This is a genomic window from Pseudomonas sp. P1_A1 (assembly GCF_056406935.1).
In genome coordinates, this window is record NZ_JBFTZE010000001.1 from 566425 (window position 1) to 585607 (window position 19183).

Here is a 19183-nt window from a genome sequence, read left to right on the forward strand (position 1 = left end):
AGTTCGAAGAAGTTGTCGCTCAAACCAACCTGATCGAGTTTCAGCACGTCTTGCCAGATCGCCGCCAGTTGCTGCTCCAGCGCGCTTTGCGGCGCCACATAGGCTTGCTGCAATTGGCTGACGTCCGGCTTGGGCAGGTTCTTGCGGTCGAGTTTGCCGTTGGGGGTCAGCGGCAGGCGCTCAAGCAGCAGCAAATACGCCGGCACCATGTGTGCCGGCAGCGCGACTTTGAGTTGCTCGCGCAGGCTGTCGGCGAAATCAGCCTGTTCGGCATTGAGCGCATCGGCGACCACATAAGCCACCAGGCGCTTGCCGCTGCCGGCGGTGCCTTCCTGGGCAACCACCACGGCTTCGCGTACCCCATCGAGGGCTTGCAGGCGCGCTTCGATTTCCCCCAGCTCAATGCGGAAACCGCGAATCTTCACCTGATTGTCGATGCGATCCAGGTAATCGAACGTGCCATCGGCACGCTGCCGCACCAGGTCGCCGGTGCGGTACAGCAGCCCACCGACCGCGCTGAACGGGTCAGCGACAAAGCGCTCCGCCGTCAGCCCCGAACGATTCAGGTAACCCCGGGCCAGGCCGGTGCCGCCCAGGTACAGCTCACCGGCCATGCCTTGGGGCAGCAGGTTCAGGTCGGCGTCCAGCACGTAAGCGCTGCGGTCACCGATGCGACTGCCGATCGGCGCGTAGGCCGCGCCGCACTGTACGTCGCGCCCGGCCTTCCAGATCAGCGGCGTGACCACGGTTTCGGTCGGGCCGTAGCCGTTGATGATGTAGTCTGGATCGAGCGCACGCTTGACCCGCTCGAAACTGGCGTTGGGCACGGCATCGCCGCCGAAACAGTAGATCCGCACCTTCGGCGGGTGGCCTTCACGCTCGGCGTGTTCGGCCAGTTGTTGCAGGTAGACCGGCGGGAACGCCACCACCGTCACGCCGTGTTCGCGCATGGCGTTGTAAGTCTGTTCCGGGGTCCACAGGCTGTCGTCGCGAATCAGCAGCGAGGCACCGTGGGTCAGGCTGGTCAGCCAACGCTCATGGGCGCCGTCGAAGGCGAAGGACATGAAGTGGAATTCGCAGTCGCTGTCACGCATTTCATAGCGTTCGCCAATGGCCTGGCAATGCATCGCCAGCGGGCCATGGGCGACGCTCACGCCTTTGGGGTTACCGGTGGAACCGGAGGTGTAGATGACGTAGGCGAGGTTCTGCGGATCAAGCGGCACCTTGGGTGCGGTAAGGGATTGGCTGCGCAGATCGAGACGGTCGAGCTCCAGCACCGGGACCGCATCATCCACCGGCAACTGCGCCGAAACCGACGAATCGCTGAGCAACAACGCCAGCCCCGAATCCTCGATCAAATAAGCCAGACGCTCGCGCGGGTAACTGGTGTCCAGCGGCACGTAGGCACCGCCGGCCTTGAGCACCGCCAGCAGCGCAACGATCACCCCTTCGCTGCGCGGCAAGGCCACGCCGACCCGGCTTTCCGGGCCGACACCCCGCGCGATCAGGGCGTGGGCCAACTGATTGGCGCGTTGGTCGATGTCGCCATAGCTGAACCGCTGGCCGGAGAAAATCACCGCTGTGCGCTCCGGGCGCTGGGCAGCGAGTTCGGCGATGCGCTGGTGCACGGCGACATTCACCGGGTACGGTTGCGGCTGGTTATTGGCCTGTTGCTGCGTCAGCTCGGCAGCGCTGGCCAGGGCGATTTCACCGAGGTTGCGTGCGGCCGACTCGGCGAACTGCTCCAGCAGTTGCAGCAGGTGCGCACCGATGCATTCGATCGCGGGCGTGGAGAAATGCGCCCGGTCAAAGCTGTAATGCAGCGCCAGGGTCTGGCCCAATGTCACGGCGACGCTCAACGGATAATGGGTTTGCTCGAGGTTGGCGACCTCGCCGAACACCACGCCTTGCTCAGCGCCCTGCTGCAGCGCCTGGGCAATCGGGTAGTTCTCGAACACCAGAATGTTGTCGAACAGGGCTTCGCCGCCCTGCCCGGCCCAGCGTTGAATGTCTGCCAACGGCGTGTGCTCGAACTCGCGCAGGCTGAGGTTTTGCGCCTGCACCGCTTGCAACCAGTGGCCGACGCTTTGGTCCGGACGCGGCGTGCCGATCACCGGCAAGGTATTGATGAACAAGCCGACCGCTTGCTCGATGCCGGGCAAGTCTGCCGGACGCCCGGCCACCGTGGCGCCGAACGCCACGGTTTCATGTCCGGTGTAGCGTTGCAGCAACAGCAGCCACGTGGCTTGCACCAAGGTGTTGAGGGTGACTTTCTGTTGCCGGGCAAAAGTTTCAAGGTGTTGGGTGCGACTGATGTCCAGAGTCTGGAAATGATCGCCGTGCCCACTCAGGGTTTCGTTGCCGGACACCACTCGCGCCAGTCGGGTCGGCTCTTGCAAGGAGGCCAATGGCTCGCGCCAGAAGTCCTGGCTCAGTTGCCCATCCTGACGCTGCAACCAAGCGATGTAATCGCGATAGCGCCCGCCGGTGGCCATCGGTACGCGACCGCTGTAACGCTGCAAGACTTCGCCGAGCAACTGCGAGTTGCTCCAGCCATCCATCAGGATGTGGTGATGGGTGTAAATCAGCTGCCAGCGATCGGCCGCGGTGTGCACCAGCACCAGTCGCAGCAACGGCGCCTGGCTCAGGTCGAACCCTTGTTGGCGCTCGGCATCGGCCAGCTCACTCAAGGCCTGAACCTGATCGCCACGCTCACGCCAGTCGAGCACGGTGAACGGCAACTGCACCTGCTTGTGGACGATCTGCACCGGATGTTCCAGTTCGCCTTGCCAGACAAAACCTGTGCGCAAGATGTCCTGGGCATCGACCGTGGCCTGCCAAGCGGTGCGGAAACGCTCCGGTTCGAGGCCTTGCACATCCACCCGCAGCTGATTGATGTATTCACCCGCCGCCTGCTCGTACAGGGTGTGGAACAACAACCCCTGCTGCATCGGCGACAGCGGATAGAGGTCGTCGAGTTGGCCGATGGCCACCGGCAATGCCTCGAGTTGTGCCTGGGTGATGCGCGCCAGCGGGAAGTCCGACGGCGTGGCCTGTGGCACCTCAAGGCTGCAGCAATGCTCGATCAACCCGTTGAGTTCGACAGCGTATTGATCGACCAGCTGCTGGATGGTCGCGGTGTCGAACATCTCGCGGCTGAAGCCCCAGCTCATCGACAACTCGCCGCCGTACACCTGGCCTTCGACCGTCAGCCAATTGGCCAACGGTGCCGACGGATCCTGGGCCGCGCCGCTGCCTTCGCTGGACGGCACAAACAACGCCGCTTCGTCGAACTGACGGTCGAACTGCCCCAGGTAGTTGAAGGTGATGCGCGGTTGCGGCAAAGCCGCCAGTGCGTTGCTCGTTTGCGAATCGGCCAGATAACGCAGCGCGCCGTAGCCCAGACCTTTGTCCGGCACCGCGCGCAGTTGCTCCTTGACCGTTTTGATCGATGCACCGAGGTCGCCGGCCGGGCTCAGGTTGACCGGGAACAGACTGGTGAACCAGCCCACGGTGCGGGTCAAATCGATGTCGTCGAACAGGTCTTCACGGCCATGTCCTTCGAGCTGGATCAACGTGCTGCCCTGCCCGGTCCAGCGGCACACGGCCCGCGCCAACGCGGTCAGCAGCAGATCATTGACCTGAGTGCGATAAGCCGCCGGCACCTGTTGCAGCAGTTTGCGGGTTTGTTCGGCGTCGAAGGTCAGTTCGACTTTCTGCTCGAAACGGTTTTGCAGTGCACCGTCTGGGCGGTCGCACGGCAAGTCGTGTTGCGCTGCATCGCGCAGTTGCGCCTGCCAATAATCGACACTGCTGTGGAATGTTGGCAGGTGGCTTTGCAGACGCGCCACCCAGCGCTGGTATGAACTGGTTTTCGCCGCTGTCGTCAGCGTCGAGCCGTCGCGTGCCTGGCGATAGAACTGCTGCAGATCTTCCAGCAATACCCGCCATGACACACCGTCCACCGCCAAATGATGAATCACCAGCAGCAGCCGCTGAGTGCCGTCGGCCATGTCCACCGACAACGCTCGCAGCAACGGGCCGTTGCCCAGATCAAGACTGCGCTGGGCTTCGTCGCACAACGCATTCAGCTCTTCGAGCGATTGCGCCGAGCGTTGCCACAGCACCGACTCAACAGACGCTGCGCCATAGGCCTGCTGCCAACCGGCGTCGGTCTGTTGATAACGCAGACGCAACCCATCGTGATGCTGGAGCAACCGCGCCAACGCCTGATCCAGCGCCCCGGCATCCAGCGCTTCGCGCGGCACCAGCAGCAGCGACTGGTTCCAGTGATGACGCTCAGGGATGGCTTGCTCGAAGAACCAGTGCTGCACCGGCGCCAGGGCCACCGCGCCAACCGCCGGACCTTGATCGATCAGCTTCTGCTCGCCGCTGCGGGCCACTTGCGCCAGGCTGCGCAGGGTCTGGTACTGGAACAGGTCTTTGGGGCTCAACAGGATGCCCGCCTGACGCGCGCGGCTGACCACTTGCATCGACACAATGGAGTCGCCGCCCAGCTCGAAGAAGTTGTCTTCCAGGCCGACGTTGTCGATGGCCAGGATGTCTTGCCAGATCGCCGCCAGCGACTTTTCCAGCGCCGTGCGCGGCGCCACGTGTTCACGTTGTTGCTGGGTGCCGTCGACCGCAGGCAAGGCCTTGCGGTCGAGCTTGCCGTTGGGGGTCAACGGCAATTGTTCGAGGAACAGCAGATACGCCGGGACCATGTAGTCCGGCAAATGTCGGCGCAGCGCGGCTTTCAGGGTTTCGCGCAGGCTCGCTTGAGCATCGGCATCGTCCGCCAACACCGCGGCATCGGTCGGCACGATGTAGGCGACCAGTTGCTGACCACTGGCGCCATCCTGAGCCAGCACCGCCAGTTCGCGTACCGCGTCCTGCTGCAACAGCCGCGCTTCGATCTCACCCAGCTCGATGCGGAAACCACGAACCTTGACCTGATGGTCGATGCGACCGACGTATTGCAATGCACCGTCAACCTGATAACGGGTCAAATCGCCCGTGCGATACAGGCGCTCGCCGTTGCTGGCGAACGGGTTCGGCACGTACTTCTCGGCAGTCATGCCCGGTCGCGCCAGGTAACCCCGGGTGATGCCCGCGCCGGCCAGGTACAGCTCAGCCGATACGCCCTGCGGCACCGGTTGCAAATCGGCGTCGAGCAAATAGCTGGCGGTGTGTTTGAGCGACCGGCCGATGTTGGCGCTGCCGCCGGACTGGCGACGGGTCCAGGTGGAATAGGTGGTGTCTTCCGACGGGCCGTAGAGGTCGTAGACGTGCTCGATAGTCGGCTGCTGATACAGCGCCTCCACCAGGCTTTGCTTCAGCGGCTCACCGGCGAGGTTGATGGTGCGCACGCTCGGCGGGATCTGTCCGTCGCGCTGCAACGCATTGATCGCCGAGGGCACAGTGTTTATCAGACGCACCTGATCCCGGGCCGGCAGTTGCGGCAGCTCCAGGGCATTGCGGGCGATGATCAGCGAGCCGCCGTTGGCCAGGGTGACAAACAGCTCCCACACCGACAGGTCGAAGCACACCGAGGTCGAGGCCAGCACACCTTGAATGTCGTCGCGGCTGTACACCGATTGCGACCAGTCGATCAGCGCCAGCACGTTGCGATGGGCGATGGCCACGCCTTTGGGCTTGCCGGTGGAGCCAGAGGTGTAGATCACATAAGCGAGGTTATCCGGCGTGACGCTAGTGACCGGAGCGCTGCGCGGATAATCCGCCAGCCACGATTCGGCGTTGTCCATCAACAGCACTTGGGTGCCCGCCATCACGTTCAATGTTGCCGCAACAGCCTGCTCGGTCAGTAGCACCAAGGCGTGACTGTCTTCGAGCATGTAGGCCACGCGGTCAGCCGGGTAATCCGGGTCCAGCGGCACGTAGGCGCCGCCGGCCTTGAGCACTGCCAGCAACGCCACCAGCAGGCTGTCGGAACGCTGCATCGCCACGCCGACGCGGACTTCCGGGCCCACGCCCAACTCGATCAGCTTGTGGGCGAGTTGGTTGGCGCGACTGTCGAGTTCGCCGTAAGTCAGTTGTTTGGCCGCGAAGGTCACCGCCAACGCGTCCGGCATGGCCGCGACCTGTCTGGCGATCAACTCATGAATGCACAGATCATCGGCGAAACCTGGGTCAGCGCGGTTCCAGTCATGGACGATGCGCTGGTATTCCTCGGCTTCAAGCAGCGGCAAATCGCTGATGCGCTGCTGGCTGTCGTTGACCATGCCGTGCAGCAAATGGGTCCAGTGTCGTGCCATGCGGGCGATGGTCGGCGCCTCGAACAGGTCATTGGCGTAGGTCAGCGCGGCGTGCAGTGTGCCGGCCTTTTCATAGGTGTCCAGGGTCAGGTCGAACTGGGTGGTGCGCCCTTCCCATTCGATCACGCCCAGTTCCAGGCCCGAGGCGGTGGTCACCGTGGAAATGTCCGCCACCTGCGGCTGATGGTTGTACATCACCTGGAACAACGGCGTGTGGCTGAGGCTGCGCTCCAGCTTCAACGCTTCCACCAGCCGCTCGAATGGCAAGTCCTGATGGGCCTGGGCGCCGAGGGCGGCTTCCTTGATGTCACTGAGCAAATCCGCCACGCGGGTCTGGCCATCGAGCCGGGTGCGCAGCACTTGGGTGTTGACGAAGAAACCGATCAGGCCTTCGATTTCGCCGCGATTGCGGTTGGCGATCGGCACGCCGACGCGGATGTCGGTCTGCCCGGTGTAACGGTGCAGCAACGCGTTGAACGCGCCAAGCAACAGCATGAACAAGGTGATGTTGTGCTTCTGCGCGGTGGCTCGCAGTTGCTCGGCCAGTGGGCCGTCGACGCCGAACTCATAACGCGTGCCGCGATAGCTGGGCATCGCCGGGCGCGGATGATCGGTGGGCAGCTCCAGCACCGGATGCTCGAAGCCCAATTGGGCTTGCCAGTATTCCAGCTGCCGCGCCTGCTCCCCGGCTTCCAGCCAGCGGCGTTGCCACAAGGCATAGTCGCTGTATTGAATCGGCAACGGCGCGAGCTGCGGTTGCGCGCCGGCATCATGGGCGTCGTAGCAGCGGATGAACTCGTCGATCAACACGTTCATCGACCAGCCATCGGACACGATGTGGTGCAGAGTCAGCAGCAGCACGTGCTCCTGCTCGGCGAGCTTGAGCAGCTTGACCCGCAGCAGCGGCCCGACGGCAAGGTCGAACGGCAGCAACGATTGCTGTTGGGCGGCCTCGGCCACGGCCTGTTCGCGCTCAAGGGTTGGCAGCGCGCTGAAATCGACCTGCTCGATCACCAACGGCGCACTGGCAGGTGCCTGTTGCAGGGACTCGTCGGCCTGGCGCTGGAACACCGTGCGCAGGGTTTCATGACGCGCCACCAGGCTGGTGAACGCTTGCTCCAGGGCCGGCAGGTTCAGTTGCCCGGTCAGGCGCACTGCGCCCGGCAAGTTGTAGGCGCCGCTGTGCGGGTCCAGTTGCCAGAGGAACCACATGCGCTGCTGGGCATAGGACAGCGCTTGCCGGTCCTCGGCCTCGACCCCTTGCGGAATCGGAAAACGGGCGAAGTCCACGCCCTCCTTGTGCAAAGCCGCAAGGAACATCTGGCGCTTTTCCAGGGGCAACCCGATAAACCGGCGAGCAAGTTTCAAGGAGTCTTCAGCATTCATTTCTTAGCATCCGGATCAGTAGGCAGGAAGCACAAAGGCACGTCGTCCCTATGAAACGAATGCAGACCGGAAAAATTAGCGTTTGAGAACAAGTATCAGGAAGGGAGGGGAAACACGGTCAGCGTAGGAGCTGCCGAAGGCTCGGGCCGCGTTCGGACGATCTTTTGATCTTGCTTTTGTAGCACCTTCAATGCCGCCAAAAGATCGCAGCCTGCGGCAGCTACGGGCGACTGCGATCTTTCCGAGGTTATGCGACAACCAAGGCATGCCGCCGATGGTGAACCTCCAGCTGATTCTTGATCACCCGCAGCACCTTGGCTTCGTGCTCATGAATGAAGAAGTGCCCACCAGCCAGCATGTCCACCGAAAAGCTGCCACGGGTTTCCCTGCTCCAGCCAATCAACTGTTCGGTGGTGGCTTTGTCGGCCTTGCCACCCAGCACATGCACCGGGCACTTGAGCAATGGCCGCTGTACCGGCTGAAAACGTCCGCAAAGCAGAAAGTCCGCGCGCAGAATCGGCAGTGTCAGGCTCATCAGCTCTTCATTGGCCAGCACCTCTTCGCTGGTGCCATTGAGCGTGCGTAGCTGCTCGATCAACTGCGCATCGGTTTTCGGCTCGGCAAAGCCCCGATCGTAGTCGGCGCGCATCGTTGGCGCCGCCGTTCCGGAGGCAAACAGCGCCACCGGTTCCGGGCAACCCAACGCACGAAAGGCGTGGGCCAGTTCGCACGCGAGCAAGGCGCCCAGGCTATGACCAAACAGGGCGTAAGGCGCCTTGAGCGTCGAACGCAATTCCCTGGCCAATTGCATCGCCAGCGCGCGCATGTCGGTGTGCAGCGGTTCGCCAAACCGTGCGCCCCGTCCCGGCAGTTCCACCGGTTGCAACTGCAACCACTGCGGCAACTTGCGCCGCCAGCGGCTGTAGACCATGGCACTGGCGCCAGAATACGGCAGGCACAGCAGGGTCAGCTTGGTCACCACGTTTACCTCGAAAAGTCGTCTGTAGGGGAAGACGACCCGCAAGCGGCGCAAATTAGTCGGCGCCGATAAATCCCGCCTGGGAGAAAGCGTCGAATTATTGGTTGAGTGTGAACGCCGGTTCGTCGCCAAATGAACTCTCTGCGGCTTAAACCAGTCAGCTGGTTAGACCTTCACTCCCCGGAGTTCCACGGCAATGGTTGATCCTTCCGAACGACAAAGCGCGATCGACGCCCACGGCATCATTGGCGACATGCGCAGCGCCGCGTTGGTCAACGACAAGGGCAGCGTGGACTTTTTCTGCTGGCCGGAATTCGATAGCCCGTCGATTTTCTGTTCACTGCTGGACAGCCCCGAAGCCGGCATTTTCCAACTGGCTCCGGACCTGCCCGACGCCCGCCGCGAGCAGATATATCTGCCCGACACCAACGTCTTGCAAACCCGCTGGCTCAGTGATCATGCGGTGGTCGAGGTCACCGATCTGCTGCCCATCGGCGACAGCGAGGATGATTGGCCGATGTTGATGCGCCGGGTGCGCGTGGTCAGCGGTCAAGCGACGATTCAGATGTTGTGCAACCTGCGTCATGACTATGCGCGGGCCCATACCAAGGCCCGGGCACGCGGTCGCAGTGTGTATTTCGAGGCCACCGGTCAGCCGCCCATGCAGCTGTGTGCGGATCAGCCCTTGCGTGTCGAAGGCAATGCAGCGATTGCCGAATTCACCCTCGAACAGGGCCAGAGCGCCGAGTTTTTGCTCGGCGGCGTTGACGATCCGCGCTTCAAGGAAGGCGCCGCCGATCTGTGCCTGGAGCGCACCCTGAAGTTCTGGCGCGACTGGATCGGCCAGTCCAATTACCGCGGGCGCTGGCGGGAAATGGTCAATCGCTCGGCCCTGGCGCTGAAGCTGCTGACCTCGCGCAAACACGGCGCCATCCTCGCCGCCGCCACCTTCGGCCTGCCGGAAACACCCGGCGGCACACGCAACTGGGACTACCGCTACACCTGGATCCGCGACGCCTCGTTCACCGTCTACGCCTTCATGCGCCTGGGCTTCGTCGAGGAAGCCAACGCCTACATGCGCTGGCTGCGCGGCAGGGTCAGTGATTGCCGTGGTAAACCGATGAAACTCAATATTCTCTACGCTATCGATGGCCGCCAGGAACTGCCGGAAACCGAACTTTCGCACTTGTCCGGCCATGGCGGCGCGACGCCGGTGCGCATCGGCAATCAGGCGTACGAACAAATCCAGCTCGACATCTTCGGCGAGCTGATGGACGCGGTGTATCTGGTCAACAAGTACGGTGAAGCGATTTCCCATGAAGGCTGGAAACACACCGTGGAAGTGGTCGATCAGGTCTGCGAAACCTGGCAACAAAAGGACGTTGGCATCTGGGAAATGCGCGGCGAGCAGTATGATTTCCTGCACTCGCGACTGATGTGCTGGGTGGCGCTGGATCGGGCCATCCGGCTGGCCTCCAAACGCTCGCTGCCTGCCCCGTTCGCCCGTTGGGACCAGACCCGTCAAGCGATCTACGCCGACATCTGGAGCAACTTCTGGAACGAAGAACGCGGGCATTTCGTCCAGCACATCGGCGGCACCGGCCTCGATGGTTCGATGCTGCTGATGCCGCTGGTGCGCTTCGTCAGCGCCAAGGATCCGCGCTGGATCTCGACCCTCAAAGCTATCGAGAAAACCCTGGTTCGCGCCGGCATGGTCTACCGCTACCGCAACGACGACAGCCAGATCGACGGCCTGCCCGGCACCGAAGGCGCCTTCGCCGCCTGCTCGTTCTGGTATGTCGAATGCCTGGCCCGCGCCGGTCAGGTAGAAAAGGCGCACCTGGAGTTCGAGCAATTGCTGCGGTACGCCAACCCGTTGGGGTTGTACGCCGAAGAGTTCGACAGCCATGCCCGACACCTGGGCAACACTCCGCAAGCATTGACGCATCTGGCGCTGATCAGCGCGGCGAGCTTTCTGGATCGGAAGTTGAGTGGGGAGAAGAACTTCTGGCAGCCTTGAGACTGAGGTGACTGCTTCGCGGGCAAGCCTCGCTCCTACACGGAGCCGGGTTCGATTCCAACATGGGAGTGAGCTTGCTCGCGATGACGAGGGATCAGCTGTGTGGCGCAGGCTTCGGTACGTCGACGTTATCCAGCACCCGGTTCACCGCCAGCTCGGCCAGCATGATGACTTGCTGGATCGCCAGGAGCGTATGCCGCTGTGGGGCGTCGACATACGCGGCAATGTCGCTGGTCATGACGCTGGCCGAGGCCAGTGATTCGCAGACATGGGCCAGCAGACTTTCGTTATCCATATCCGGCGCAACTAGAAACATCCTGCTTGGCTTACGACCTTCGGTTTTTTTCGGGGTGGGTTTGAGGTAGTGGTCGAGCGCGCGTTCGGCGGCGTCGTGGAGTTTTTTCGAATCGAGGGATTCATAGGGCGAAACGTCGTCGGTTTCTGGGGGATTCGGTGTGGCTTTGAACATGGTGACACTCCAAATGAGAAGTTGAGCTGCCACTGATCGCTGCGACGCGATGGAGGGAGGCAGCTGTACGCGGGGTCGCAGACCGAGTCATTTGGAAACCCGGCATACCCGAAGGTATCCCGCGCACAGCCACCATAAGACCAAACGACACACTCCGAAGGAGCGTTGGTTGGGCGGCGGCGATTATGCACCAAATGAACTGAACGGACTGCGACGCCCGGTCGCTGAATTTGCAACGACCCCCAAAGCCTATCGGCTCCCTTTCCTAACCAACAACCGTCAAAACTCGTCAGAAATATCCACTTTTACGACACTTTTTGTAGGATCAAGACCTACCCGCGATGAACTTAAACACACTCTGCCTGACAGGGCTGACCTCCTGTGGCGAGGGAGCTTGCTCCCGCTGGGGCGCGCAGCGGCCCTGAAATCTGCAACCACATTCCTCCAGAAGCACCGTATTTACTGGCTTAGCGACTGCTACGCAGCCGAACGGGGGCAAGCCCCCTCGCCACAGGATTGCGTAGGCCAATCGCCTACATTCACTAAACAAACCAGCCCAATCAACACCTAGTAACTGATTCCTACATCCGGAAATACCTTGTTGCCAGCACCTACATCCATCCCTACCATCCACGCTCAACGGGCACAGCGGAGCTGTCCAACAAAACCCGAATTCAAGGAACCAGAATGAGCCAGCGCATCCATCGCAGCATCAACGTCCCACTCCGATCAGGCCTGAACCGGACTGAATTGTGGGAAGGCCCCGACAAAGGCCTGATCAAATGCTGGGAAATCGGTCGTCAGCGCGCCGCCCGCTTCCCCGACCTCGCCCACCAATGCCTCACCGGCGAACTCCCGGTGCTGGGCTGGAAAGGTGGCGTCAGCCGCAGCCTGAAGAAACTCGAAAAATACGGATCCCTCAAATACCTCGCCCAATGGCAGGGGTTGCGCGGGGAAGATCTGGACATTGATCTGAGCGCAGAAAGGGCGTTGACCTGTTCCCGGACCAAAATGGTGGTGACGTTTACGCCGGATCGGTCGAAGTATTTCAACCAGGTGGCGGACGTGGAAGCCTGAGAAACAGGGCCTCAGAGCGCCCGAAGCGACCCTCAATGTATCACTGGATCTGCTGAAGGGCTGACGGAAAACCGCTCGCGATAGGCTTGCGGTGTTACACCCATGGCCCGCAGAAAACTGCGGCGCAGGGTCTCTTCGCTGCCAAACCCGCATTGCACCGCGACCCGTTTGATCGGTACGCCGGTGTCGCTGAGCAGTCGTCGCGCGGTCTCGACCCGAATCAGTTCAATGGCCCGCGCCGGGGTCTGGCCAGTGTCGGCGCGGTAGTGGCGCACGAAGCTGCGCTCGCTCATGCCGGCCTGCAAGGCCAAGGTCGGAATGCCGAGGTCTTTGGTGAGGTTTTCGCTGATCCAGGCGTGAAGCTCGTCGAATCGGTTGCCTTCTTTCTGCAAAGACAGGGTCACGCTGAACTGCGACTGGCCCCCCGGCCGCTTGAGAAACACCACCAATTGCCGGGCGACGTCCAGGGCCATGGTTCGGCCGAGGTCCTGTTCGACCATGGCCAGCGCCAGGTCAATACCCGCGGTAACCCCGGCCGAGGTCCAGACCGGACCGTCGTTGATGAAGATCGGGTTGGGTTCGACCTGCAGTTTGGGATGCTGCTGCGCCAATTGCTCGCAACGGGTCCAGTGCGTCACCACCCGTCGACCATCAAGCCAGCCGCTGGCCGCCAGCAAAAACGCCCCGGTGCACACCGACGACACCCGCCGGCAATCTCGCGCATGCTCACGCACCCACGCCACCAGCGACGCGTCCTGTGCCGCCGCGTAAACGCCCCAGCCACCGGCAATGATCAAGGTGTCGCTGCCCCGATCCGGCAGCGGCTCTGCCAACAGTGCCAACCCCGCCGACGACATCACCGCCCCGCCACCGATGGCAATCACTGACGGCGCATAGGGCGGCGGCAGACCTTGCTGGCGGGCAATGTCGTTGGCCGAGGCAAATACCTGCAACGGCCCGGTGACATCGAGCACTTGCACGTTGGCGAAGGCCAGCACATGAATGGTTTTCGGGTGGTTCGGCATGATTGGCGTAATTCGTGGGGTTATTGGCGTATTCGCCAAATCCTACGAGCCTACAGTGAAGCCGTCCACCCCAATCAGGAGAAAAACGCCATGACGTTGCAGATCGGTTTACTGTTGTTTCCACAGGTTCAACAACTGGACCTGACCGGCCCTTATGACGTGCTGGCCTCGCTGCCGGACGTGAAGGTGCACCTGATCTGGAAGGACCTGGTGCCCGTCACCGCAAGTACCGGGCTGGTGTTGAAACCGACCATCACCTTCGACGATTGCCCGCCGCTGGATGTGATCTGCATTCCCGGAGGTGGCGGCGTCGGCCCATTGATGGAGGATGAACAAACCCTGGCCTTCATCAAGACTCAGGCCGCCACGGCGCGGTATGTCACCTCGGTCTGCACCGGTGCCCTGGTGCTTGGCGCGGCGGGGCTGCTCAAGGGCAAGCGCGCCACCACTCACTGGGCGTATCACGAGTTGCTCGGGCGGTTGGGGGCGATCCCGGTGAAGGATCGGGTGGTGCGCGACGGCAATCTGCTGACCGGTGGCGGGATCACCGCGGGGATCGATTTTGCCCTGACCCTGGCCGCGGAATTGTTCGATAAAGACACCGCGCAGCTGGTGCAATTGCAGCTGGAATACGCCCCGGCACCGCCGTTTGCTTCGGGCAGCCCCGAGACGGCGCCAGCCAGCGTGCTGGAAGAAGCCCGTAAACGTGCTGCCGGGTCGTTGAAATTACGTACGGAAATCACCGAACGTGCGGCGGCGAAACTCAACCTCCAGTGAAAGAAATGGCCGCGGGGGGCTATCCCCCCGCAGCCAGTCGCTCACGCTGGCCATTCGGCACAAACAGCTCGAACGAGTCATCGCCATAAGCCCGCTCCACTTTAGCGATCACCACTTGATAACCCACATACCACTTGCGGTACTGACGCTTGGCCTCCAGGTGCCTGGGGTGGCTGGCGAATTCCCGGACAGAGGCTTCGTCCTGCCAGTAGTAACTGGCGTTGACCAGTTCGCCATCGGCCGAGCACCAGGATTGGGTGCCGACGAACCCTTCGATGCTGATCGCGACTTCGTCGATCAACGTGCTCAACCGGTTGAACTCCTCGTCCCGTTGCCCGGGTTTGTAGATAAACGATGCGATGTACATGCAGAGATTCCTTTTCAGCGAATGAGTCAGGCCGGACGAGTCATCAGGGCCAGCCGGACGGCGAGCAACAGCAATACCGCGGCCAGCCCCAATGACTGCCATTTGGCGAATGTCGACGTACTGGAAATACGCCGGCTGACCGAGCTGCCGAAAACCCCGAGCAGGGTGTGAAACACGCCACTGACCAGGGTCAGCACCATGCCCAGCAACACCAGCTGTACGGCAATCGAGCCTCGTTGCGCGTTAACGAATTGCGGCAGGAACACCATGAAAAACAGCAAGGCCTTGGGGTTCAGCAGGCTATTGAGCATCGCCCGGATCAGCAGGGTCTTGAGCGGCACCTGCGCAACATCCGACGTGCCGCTGGCCGATGGTTTTTGCAGCGCCTTGAACGCCAGCCACAGCAGGTACAGGACGCCGGCATAACGGATCAGGTCGAAGGCCGGCGGCCAGCTGGCAACCAATGCCGTAACGCCCATCGCGGTCAGCGCCGTCAGGATCAGATCGGCCAGGCCAATGCCCAATCCCGACGCCACACCGCCGCGCCAGCCATAACTGGCACCATGGCTGATTACGAAGGCCATGTTCGGTCCGGGTGACAGCAGCAACAGCATCACCGCGCCGACGAAAATCGATAAGGTCGCAGGGYCAATCACAGCGAAGTCTCCGTCCTGGAAAGCCTGTAGATTAGAGCGCCAATCTGATACAAACAAAAAATTGATCCAGATACAAAGAGCGCTCACCCATGACCCGCATTCGCTACAAACGCCTGATGGATCAGTTCGCCGGGAAGATTCGCAGCGGTGAACTGCCACCCGCCACGCAATTGCCGACCATTCGCGCGTTGATGCAGAGCGAACGGATTGCCCTGGCCACGGCATTGCGGGTCTATCACGAGCTGGAAGCGATCGGCCTGGTGGTCGGCGAAACCGGCCGAGGCACCTTTGTGCGCGACACGTCCTTGCCACGCGGACTAGGGCTGGAACAGCAACCACTGGGCGCCGGCATGGTGGACCTGACCTTCAATTACCCGTCGGTACCCGGTCAGGACGAGTTATTGCGCGAGGGTTTGCGAGCGATCGCCGCCTCCGGGGATATCGATGCGCTATTGCATTCCGCGCCTCAGGGCGGGCGGCCGCATGAACGGCAGACGGCGGCCCGGCATTTACGCAATCGGAACATTCGGGTGGGGGGCGATCAGGTGCTGATCGTCAACGGCGCCCAGCAAGGTCTTGCCGTGACGCTGATGGCACTGCTCAAGCCGGGAGATATTCTGGCCCTCGACGCCCTCACCTACCCCGGCCTGAAAACCCTGGCCCAGGCCCATCGGCTGGACCTCGAAGCCCTCCCGCAAATCGCCGGGCACACCGACCTCGACGCCCTGGAAGCGCTGTGCAAGCGGCGCCCCGTGCGGGCGTTCTACAGCATGCCGACGATGCACAATCCGTTGGGGACGGTGATGTCCATCGCCGACCGTGAACGCCTGGTGCAATTGGCCGAACGCTATGACTTTCTGATCATCGAAGACGGCGCCTATGCCTTCCTCGCAGAACCGGCGCCCAAACCGCTGTTTACCTTGGCCCCACAGCGCACGCTGTACATCAGCGGCTTGTCGAAAAGCGTTGCCTCGGGCCTGCGCATCGGTTTCATCGTTGCACCGAAAGCGATGATGCCGGCGCTGGAGCAAGCCATCCGCGTGTCGACATGGAGCACCCCGTCGCTGACCGTCGCGCTGGCCTGCCGCTGGATCGATAGCGGCGAAGTCGACAACCTCGAAGAGCAAAAGCGCCTGGACGCCCGGCAGCGACAGGACCTGGCTCGGCAAATCCTGAAAAACTGCGAACTGGTGGCGCATCCCGCTTCCTACTACCTCTGGCTCAGATTGCCCGAAGGCTTGCGGGCCGAAACGGTGGTTGCCGAGCTGGAACGTAAAGGCGTGCAGGTGACCAGCGCCGATCCCTTTGCCACGACCACTCACGTGCCTCCTGCACTGCGGGTAGCCATGGGATCGATCAGCCTCGACGCGTTGAAGCGCGCCCTGGAGACTCTGCGTGAAGCCGTGGACATCTGACGGACTTTTCTGACACCCATAAAAAAACCCGCCTAAGCGGGTTTCTCAAGACCATTGCGACATCCTGTCGGTAGCCATCCTGGCGTATGGTCGATCATCCGTGATCCTGAACACGTCCTGTGTTCAGTTGATGGATCCAGATTAAACACATCGATGAAGCTTCAAAAGACGACATAACAGCGGCTGCGTGTAAGCCATTGACCATTCAGCGCCTAAAAACAGCCCTACGGGTCCGGGAGATCGGTTGCAGTTTTTCTGCAGACGAAAAAAAACCCGCCGAAGYGGGTTTTTCCCAAGACCATATCGACTCCCTGTCGGCAGCGATCCTTGCTATGGTCGATCATCCGTGACCCTGGAGCACTTCCTGTGCTTCAGTTGATGGGGCTAGATTACGCTTCGGATCCAATCAGCAATAGACGATATAGCTACTACCGCGTGTAAGACATTCGCCATAGCCCCCCTTCCGAGAACCCTTAGACGTATCAACCATCATGGGCCGAAGCCGCGAATTTCGCGGCCTGCAGCCATCAACCTCCCTGAAGATCGTGGGCCTTGGCGTTGTCTGCCAGAAACTGTTCGATGTTGTTCATCTGCTCATCCCAGCCACGGCTGTCCATGCGGAACGCCTTGAGCCTGCGCGACTGGGGAACGTGATCGAAACCGGACTCGACGACCGTCAACAACGTACCTTCGTCCATGTCCTGGAGTTCGAATTTCACCAGCGTGGTGGGCTCCTGGGAGTAATCGACTTCCGGCTCCACCGCATACGGGTGCCAGCGAAACGAGAACACCCGCTCCGGCTCGACTCGCTCCACCAGGACATTCCACAACAAGTGCTCATAACCAGGGTACGTAATCTGCCCCTGGGTCCACTCGCCGGCGACAAAGCGCTTGCCTTCGAGTGCCACGCCGAACCATTGTCCGAACATTTCGGCATTGGCCAGCATGCGCCAGACCCGCGAGCGCGGCGCCTTGAGCAGGATCTTCCTTTCGATGCGATCTGATGCCGGGTTCATAAGTCACCTCCTGTATTGAACAGTAGGCCCGTAAAGACCAGAAGACCAACCTAAAAGTTGTATCAAACGGCTGATGCAATCAACCGTACCTGAAATATTCGGCCTCGATTTTGGCCATAAGTTCTGGTTTGAAAGTGCCTCGTTACAAGCTGAAACCTCCATCTTCGCTACACTGCAGCTCAATTTTCATCACCACTGCGAGCCCACCATGCCCCCACGGTTTCTCCTGGCACTGACGCCACTGCTATTCACCCCACTTGCACATGCCGTCGACTGCGACAATGCCACCGACCAGGCAACGATGAATCAGTGCGCGGCGCAGCAGAACAAGGCGGCCGACAAGGAGCTGAATGCGCTTTACCAGCAGATCACCACGCGCTTGAAGGACAGCCCTGACGCCAAAAAGCTGTTGGTCGGTGCTCAGCGCTCGTGGATTGCGTTTCGCGATGCCGAGTGCAAGTTCTCGGCGTCCGGGGTGGAAGGTGGCAGTGTCTATCCGCTGATCTACAGCAACTGCACCACGGCGCTGACCAAGGCGCGGGTCGAAGCGCTCAAGACTTACTTGAAGTGCAAGGAAGGGGATTTGAGTTGCCCGGTGCCTGAGGCTTGATGCTGCGGCGTTCTTGAGGGCGTCTTCGCGGGTAAGCCTCGCTCCTCCATGAGTCTTCGGCGCCACACAAATTGTGTGTTCACCAAAAATCCAGAGTAGCAGCGAGGTTTGCCCGCGAAGGCGACCTTTCAGGCGCCGCGTACCAGCTTAACGAGCACTATAAAAATCAACCAATTACTTTAAATAACTGGCTTATGGGCGCGTCTGAACAAGATCGCCCGCGTCTAATATCGCGACACCTGTTGCAGTGTGAGACAAGCATAGATGCCCCCGGCCGGAACACTTCATCGCCCGGCAATTGACGATGCTCCAGTGCAGGCGCGAAATGAGGGTTCACCGATTGCCAGTCAGAGGGTAAGAACATGGCAAGCATAACGGTCCTGGCGGGGGACTTTCTGCAGGGTGATGGAGAGTACACAGACGGCGTTTTCACGCTCAGGACGTCGCTTCACCCGTGGCCCGGCATCACCCTCCCGCTCTCATTGTTCAATAGCGTAGAAGTGGCCAACGAGGATTCGATCAACAACATCAAGGATGTCATCGGCTTCGGTGTGGCGGGTGCCATGTTGCTGGGGCCGATCGGCGCGATTGCCGGTTTCATGTTGGCAGGCAAGGAAACCGAGGTAACCTTTCTGGCCACACTCAAGGATGGAAGAAGGTTGCTGGCAGCTGCAGACAGCGACACGTTCGATGAGATTTCCCGAAAAATCCCGTCCTGACACGACAGACGCACGCCGCACCACCGACGGGTGCGGCGTGACATCGGTTCAGCTGTAGAACGTCGGGTGAACGCCTTTGTGAGCCTCGATTTCCAACCGCATATCAGCCACCAGCGAAGCAATTGCATAGGGGCTGTCCAGTGTCCACACTGGAATGTGAGTGGCCACCAGATCCACTTTGCCGGTCATGCAATCGCAGACCCGAATCGTCAGGGACTGGTCCGCCTCCATGCTGCAGGTGCACACGGCGGGCAGAAAACTTTGCTCGATGATGTTTTTGATTTCCAGGGGTGATAGGAACATCGCTACCTCCCTCGCGCCAGATGTATGCCGGGCAAATGCTCCGTCATTTCACCCTTTAGCTTGAAAATTCTAATCCTCAATAGCGGGTG

The 19183-nt window shown here is 61.2% G+C and carries 14 protein-coding genes (1 of these 14 cut by a window edge); 6 read left to right on the forward strand and 8 right to left on the reverse strand.

Translation table 11 applies throughout. From position 1 onward, the window contains the following. Both AC1D2Q_RS02535 and AC1D2Q_RS02540 read right to left on the reverse strand, forming a co-directional pair. Positions 1-7661, reverse strand: partial view of a non-ribosomal peptide synthetase gene (locus AC1D2Q_RS02535; protein ID WP_477812146.1) — the 5' portion only. 4711 nt of this gene lie to the left of the window's left edge; 7661 of the gene's 12372 nt are visible here — the first part of the coding sequence; it begins with the start codon at positions 7659-7661; the stop codon falls past the left edge of the window. Between the two features lie 247 nt (positions 7662-7908). Beyond that, the gene (locus AC1D2Q_RS02540; protein ID WP_477812147.1) at positions 7909-8643 is read right to left on the reverse strand and encodes a thioesterase II family protein; all 735 of its coding nucleotides are present in this window, start codon (positions 8641-8643) and stop codon (positions 7909-7911) included. A 193-nt stretch (positions 8644-8836) separates the two neighbouring features. On the opposite strand from AC1D2Q_RS02540, the gene AC1D2Q_RS02545 reads away from it, so the two are divergent. After that, on the forward strand, positions 8837-10660 hold the full coding sequence (locus AC1D2Q_RS02545; protein WP_477812148.1) for a glycoside hydrolase family 15 protein: 1824 nt from the start codon (positions 8837-8839) through the stop codon (positions 10658-10660). Positions 10661-10754: 94 nt separating this feature from the next. On the opposite strand, the gene AC1D2Q_RS02550 is transcribed toward AC1D2Q_RS02545, so the two are convergent. Further along, positions 10755-11129 carry a DUF6124 family protein gene (locus AC1D2Q_RS02550; protein ID WP_086945112.1) on the reverse strand — a complete coding sequence of 125 codons (375 nt, stop codon included), beginning with the start codon at positions 11127-11129 and terminating at the stop codon, positions 10755-10757. A 687-nt stretch (positions 11130-11816) separates the two neighbouring features. Here AC1D2Q_RS02550 and AC1D2Q_RS02555 point away from each other — a divergent pair. Then, a complete protein-coding gene (locus tag AC1D2Q_RS02555; RefSeq protein WP_477812149.1) occupies positions 11817-12206 on the forward strand; it encodes a hypothetical protein in 390 nt (129 codons plus the stop codon). A gap of 32 nt (positions 12207-12238) precedes the next feature. On the opposite strand, the gene AC1D2Q_RS02560 is transcribed toward AC1D2Q_RS02555, so the two are convergent. Further along, complete coding sequence (locus AC1D2Q_RS02560; RefSeq protein ID WP_477812150.1) at positions 12239-13231, reverse strand: GlxA family transcriptional regulator; 993 nt, start codon at positions 13229-13231, stop codon at positions 12239-12241. A gap of 90 nt (positions 13232-13321) precedes the next feature. Between AC1D2Q_RS02560 and inhA the strand changes: the two genes are divergently transcribed. Beyond that, complete coding sequence (gene inhA, locus AC1D2Q_RS02565; RefSeq protein ID WP_477812151.1) at positions 13322-14008, forward strand: isonitrile hydratase; 687 nt, start codon at positions 13322-13324, stop codon at positions 14006-14008. Positions 14009-14027: 19 nt separating this feature from the next. On the opposite strand, the gene AC1D2Q_RS02570 is transcribed toward inhA, so the two are convergent. Further along, positions 14028-14375 carry an antibiotic biosynthesis monooxygenase family protein gene (locus tag AC1D2Q_RS02570; RefSeq protein ID WP_477812152.1) on the reverse strand — a complete coding sequence of 116 codons (348 nt, stop codon included), beginning with the start codon at positions 14373-14375 and terminating at the stop codon, positions 14028-14030. Between the two features lie 26 nt (positions 14376-14401). Beyond that, positions 14402-15031 carry a LysE family translocator gene (locus AC1D2Q_RS02575; protein WP_477812153.1) on the reverse strand — a complete coding sequence of 210 codons (630 nt, stop codon included), beginning with the start codon at positions 15029-15031 and terminating at the stop codon, positions 14402-14404. An 89-nt stretch (positions 15032-15120) separates the two neighbouring features. On the opposite strand from AC1D2Q_RS02575, the gene AC1D2Q_RS02580 reads away from it, so the two are divergent. Further along, a complete protein-coding gene (locus tag AC1D2Q_RS02580; protein ID WP_477812154.1) occupies positions 15121-16446 on the forward strand; it encodes an aminotransferase-like domain-containing protein in 1326 nt (441 codons plus the stop codon). 527 nt (positions 16447-16973) lie between these two features. Here AC1D2Q_RS02580 and AC1D2Q_RS02585 read toward each other — a convergent pair. Further along, positions 16974-17462 carry an SRPBCC family protein gene (locus tag AC1D2Q_RS02585; RefSeq protein ID WP_477812155.1) on the reverse strand — a complete coding sequence of 163 codons (489 nt, stop codon included), beginning with the start codon at positions 17460-17462 and terminating at the stop codon, positions 16974-16976. Between the two features lie 208 nt (positions 17463-17670). Here AC1D2Q_RS02585 and AC1D2Q_RS02590 point away from each other — a divergent pair, with 208 nt between their 5' ends. Next, positions 17671-18072 carry a lysozyme inhibitor LprI family protein gene (locus AC1D2Q_RS02590; protein ID WP_477812156.1) on the forward strand — a complete coding sequence of 134 codons (402 nt, stop codon included), beginning with the start codon at positions 17671-17673 and terminating at the stop codon, positions 18070-18072. A 362-nt stretch (positions 18073-18434) separates the two neighbouring features. After that, positions 18435-18791, forward strand: coding sequence for a hypothetical protein (locus AC1D2Q_RS02595; protein ID WP_477812157.1), 357 nt, complete (start codon positions 18435-18437; stop codon positions 18789-18791). Positions 18792-18839: 48 nt separating this feature from the next. Here AC1D2Q_RS02595 and AC1D2Q_RS02600 read toward each other — a convergent pair whose 3' ends face one another. Continuing rightward, positions 18840-19094, reverse strand: coding sequence for a DUF1652 domain-containing protein (locus AC1D2Q_RS02600; protein ID WP_477812158.1), 255 nt, complete (start codon positions 19092-19094; stop codon positions 18840-18842). Positions 19095-19183: the final 89 nt, after the last annotated feature.

Bases quoted from the DNA above. Each gene is read 5' to 3' on its own strand.
- AC1D2Q_RS02590 (WP_477812156.1), top strand. From the start codon at position 17,671: ATGCCCCCACGGTTTCTCCTGGCACTGACGCCACTGCTATTCACCCCA.
- AC1D2Q_RS02555 (WP_477812149.1), top strand. From the start codon at position 11,817: ATGAGCCAGCGCATCCATCGCAGCATCAACGTCCCACTCCGATCAGGC.
- AC1D2Q_RS02570 (WP_477812152.1), bottom strand. From the start codon at position 14,375: ATGTACATCGCATCGTTTATCTACAAACCCGGGCAACGGGACGAGGAG.
- AC1D2Q_RS02585 (WP_477812155.1), bottom strand. From the start codon at position 17,462: ATGAACCCGGCATCAGATCGCATCGAAAGGAAGATCCTGCTCAAGGCG.
- AC1D2Q_RS02545 (WP_477812148.1), top strand. From the start codon at position 8,837: ATGGTTGATCCTTCCGAACGACAAAGCGCGATCGACGCCCACGGCATC.
- AC1D2Q_RS02580 (WP_477812154.1), top strand. From the start codon at position 15,121: ATGACCCGCATTCGCTACAAACGCCTGATGGATCAGTTCGCCGGGAAG.
- AC1D2Q_RS02600 (WP_477812158.1), bottom strand. From the start codon at position 19,094: ATGTTCCTATCACCCCTGGAAATCAAAAACATCATCGAGCAAAGTTTT.
- AC1D2Q_RS02550 (WP_086945112.1), bottom strand. From the start codon at position 11,129: ATGTTCAAAGCCACACCGAATCCCCCAGAAACCGACGACGTTTCGCCC.
- AC1D2Q_RS02560 (WP_477812150.1), bottom strand. From the start codon at position 13,231: ATGCCGAACCACCCGAAAACCATTCATGTGCTGGCCTTCGCCAACGTG.
- inhA (WP_477812151.1), top strand. From the start codon at position 13,322: ATGACGTTGCAGATCGGTTTACTGTTGTTTCCACAGGTTCAACAACTG.
- AC1D2Q_RS02595 (WP_477812157.1), top strand. From the start codon at position 18,435: ATGGCAAGCATAACGGTCCTGGCGGGGGACTTTCTGCAGGGTGATGGA.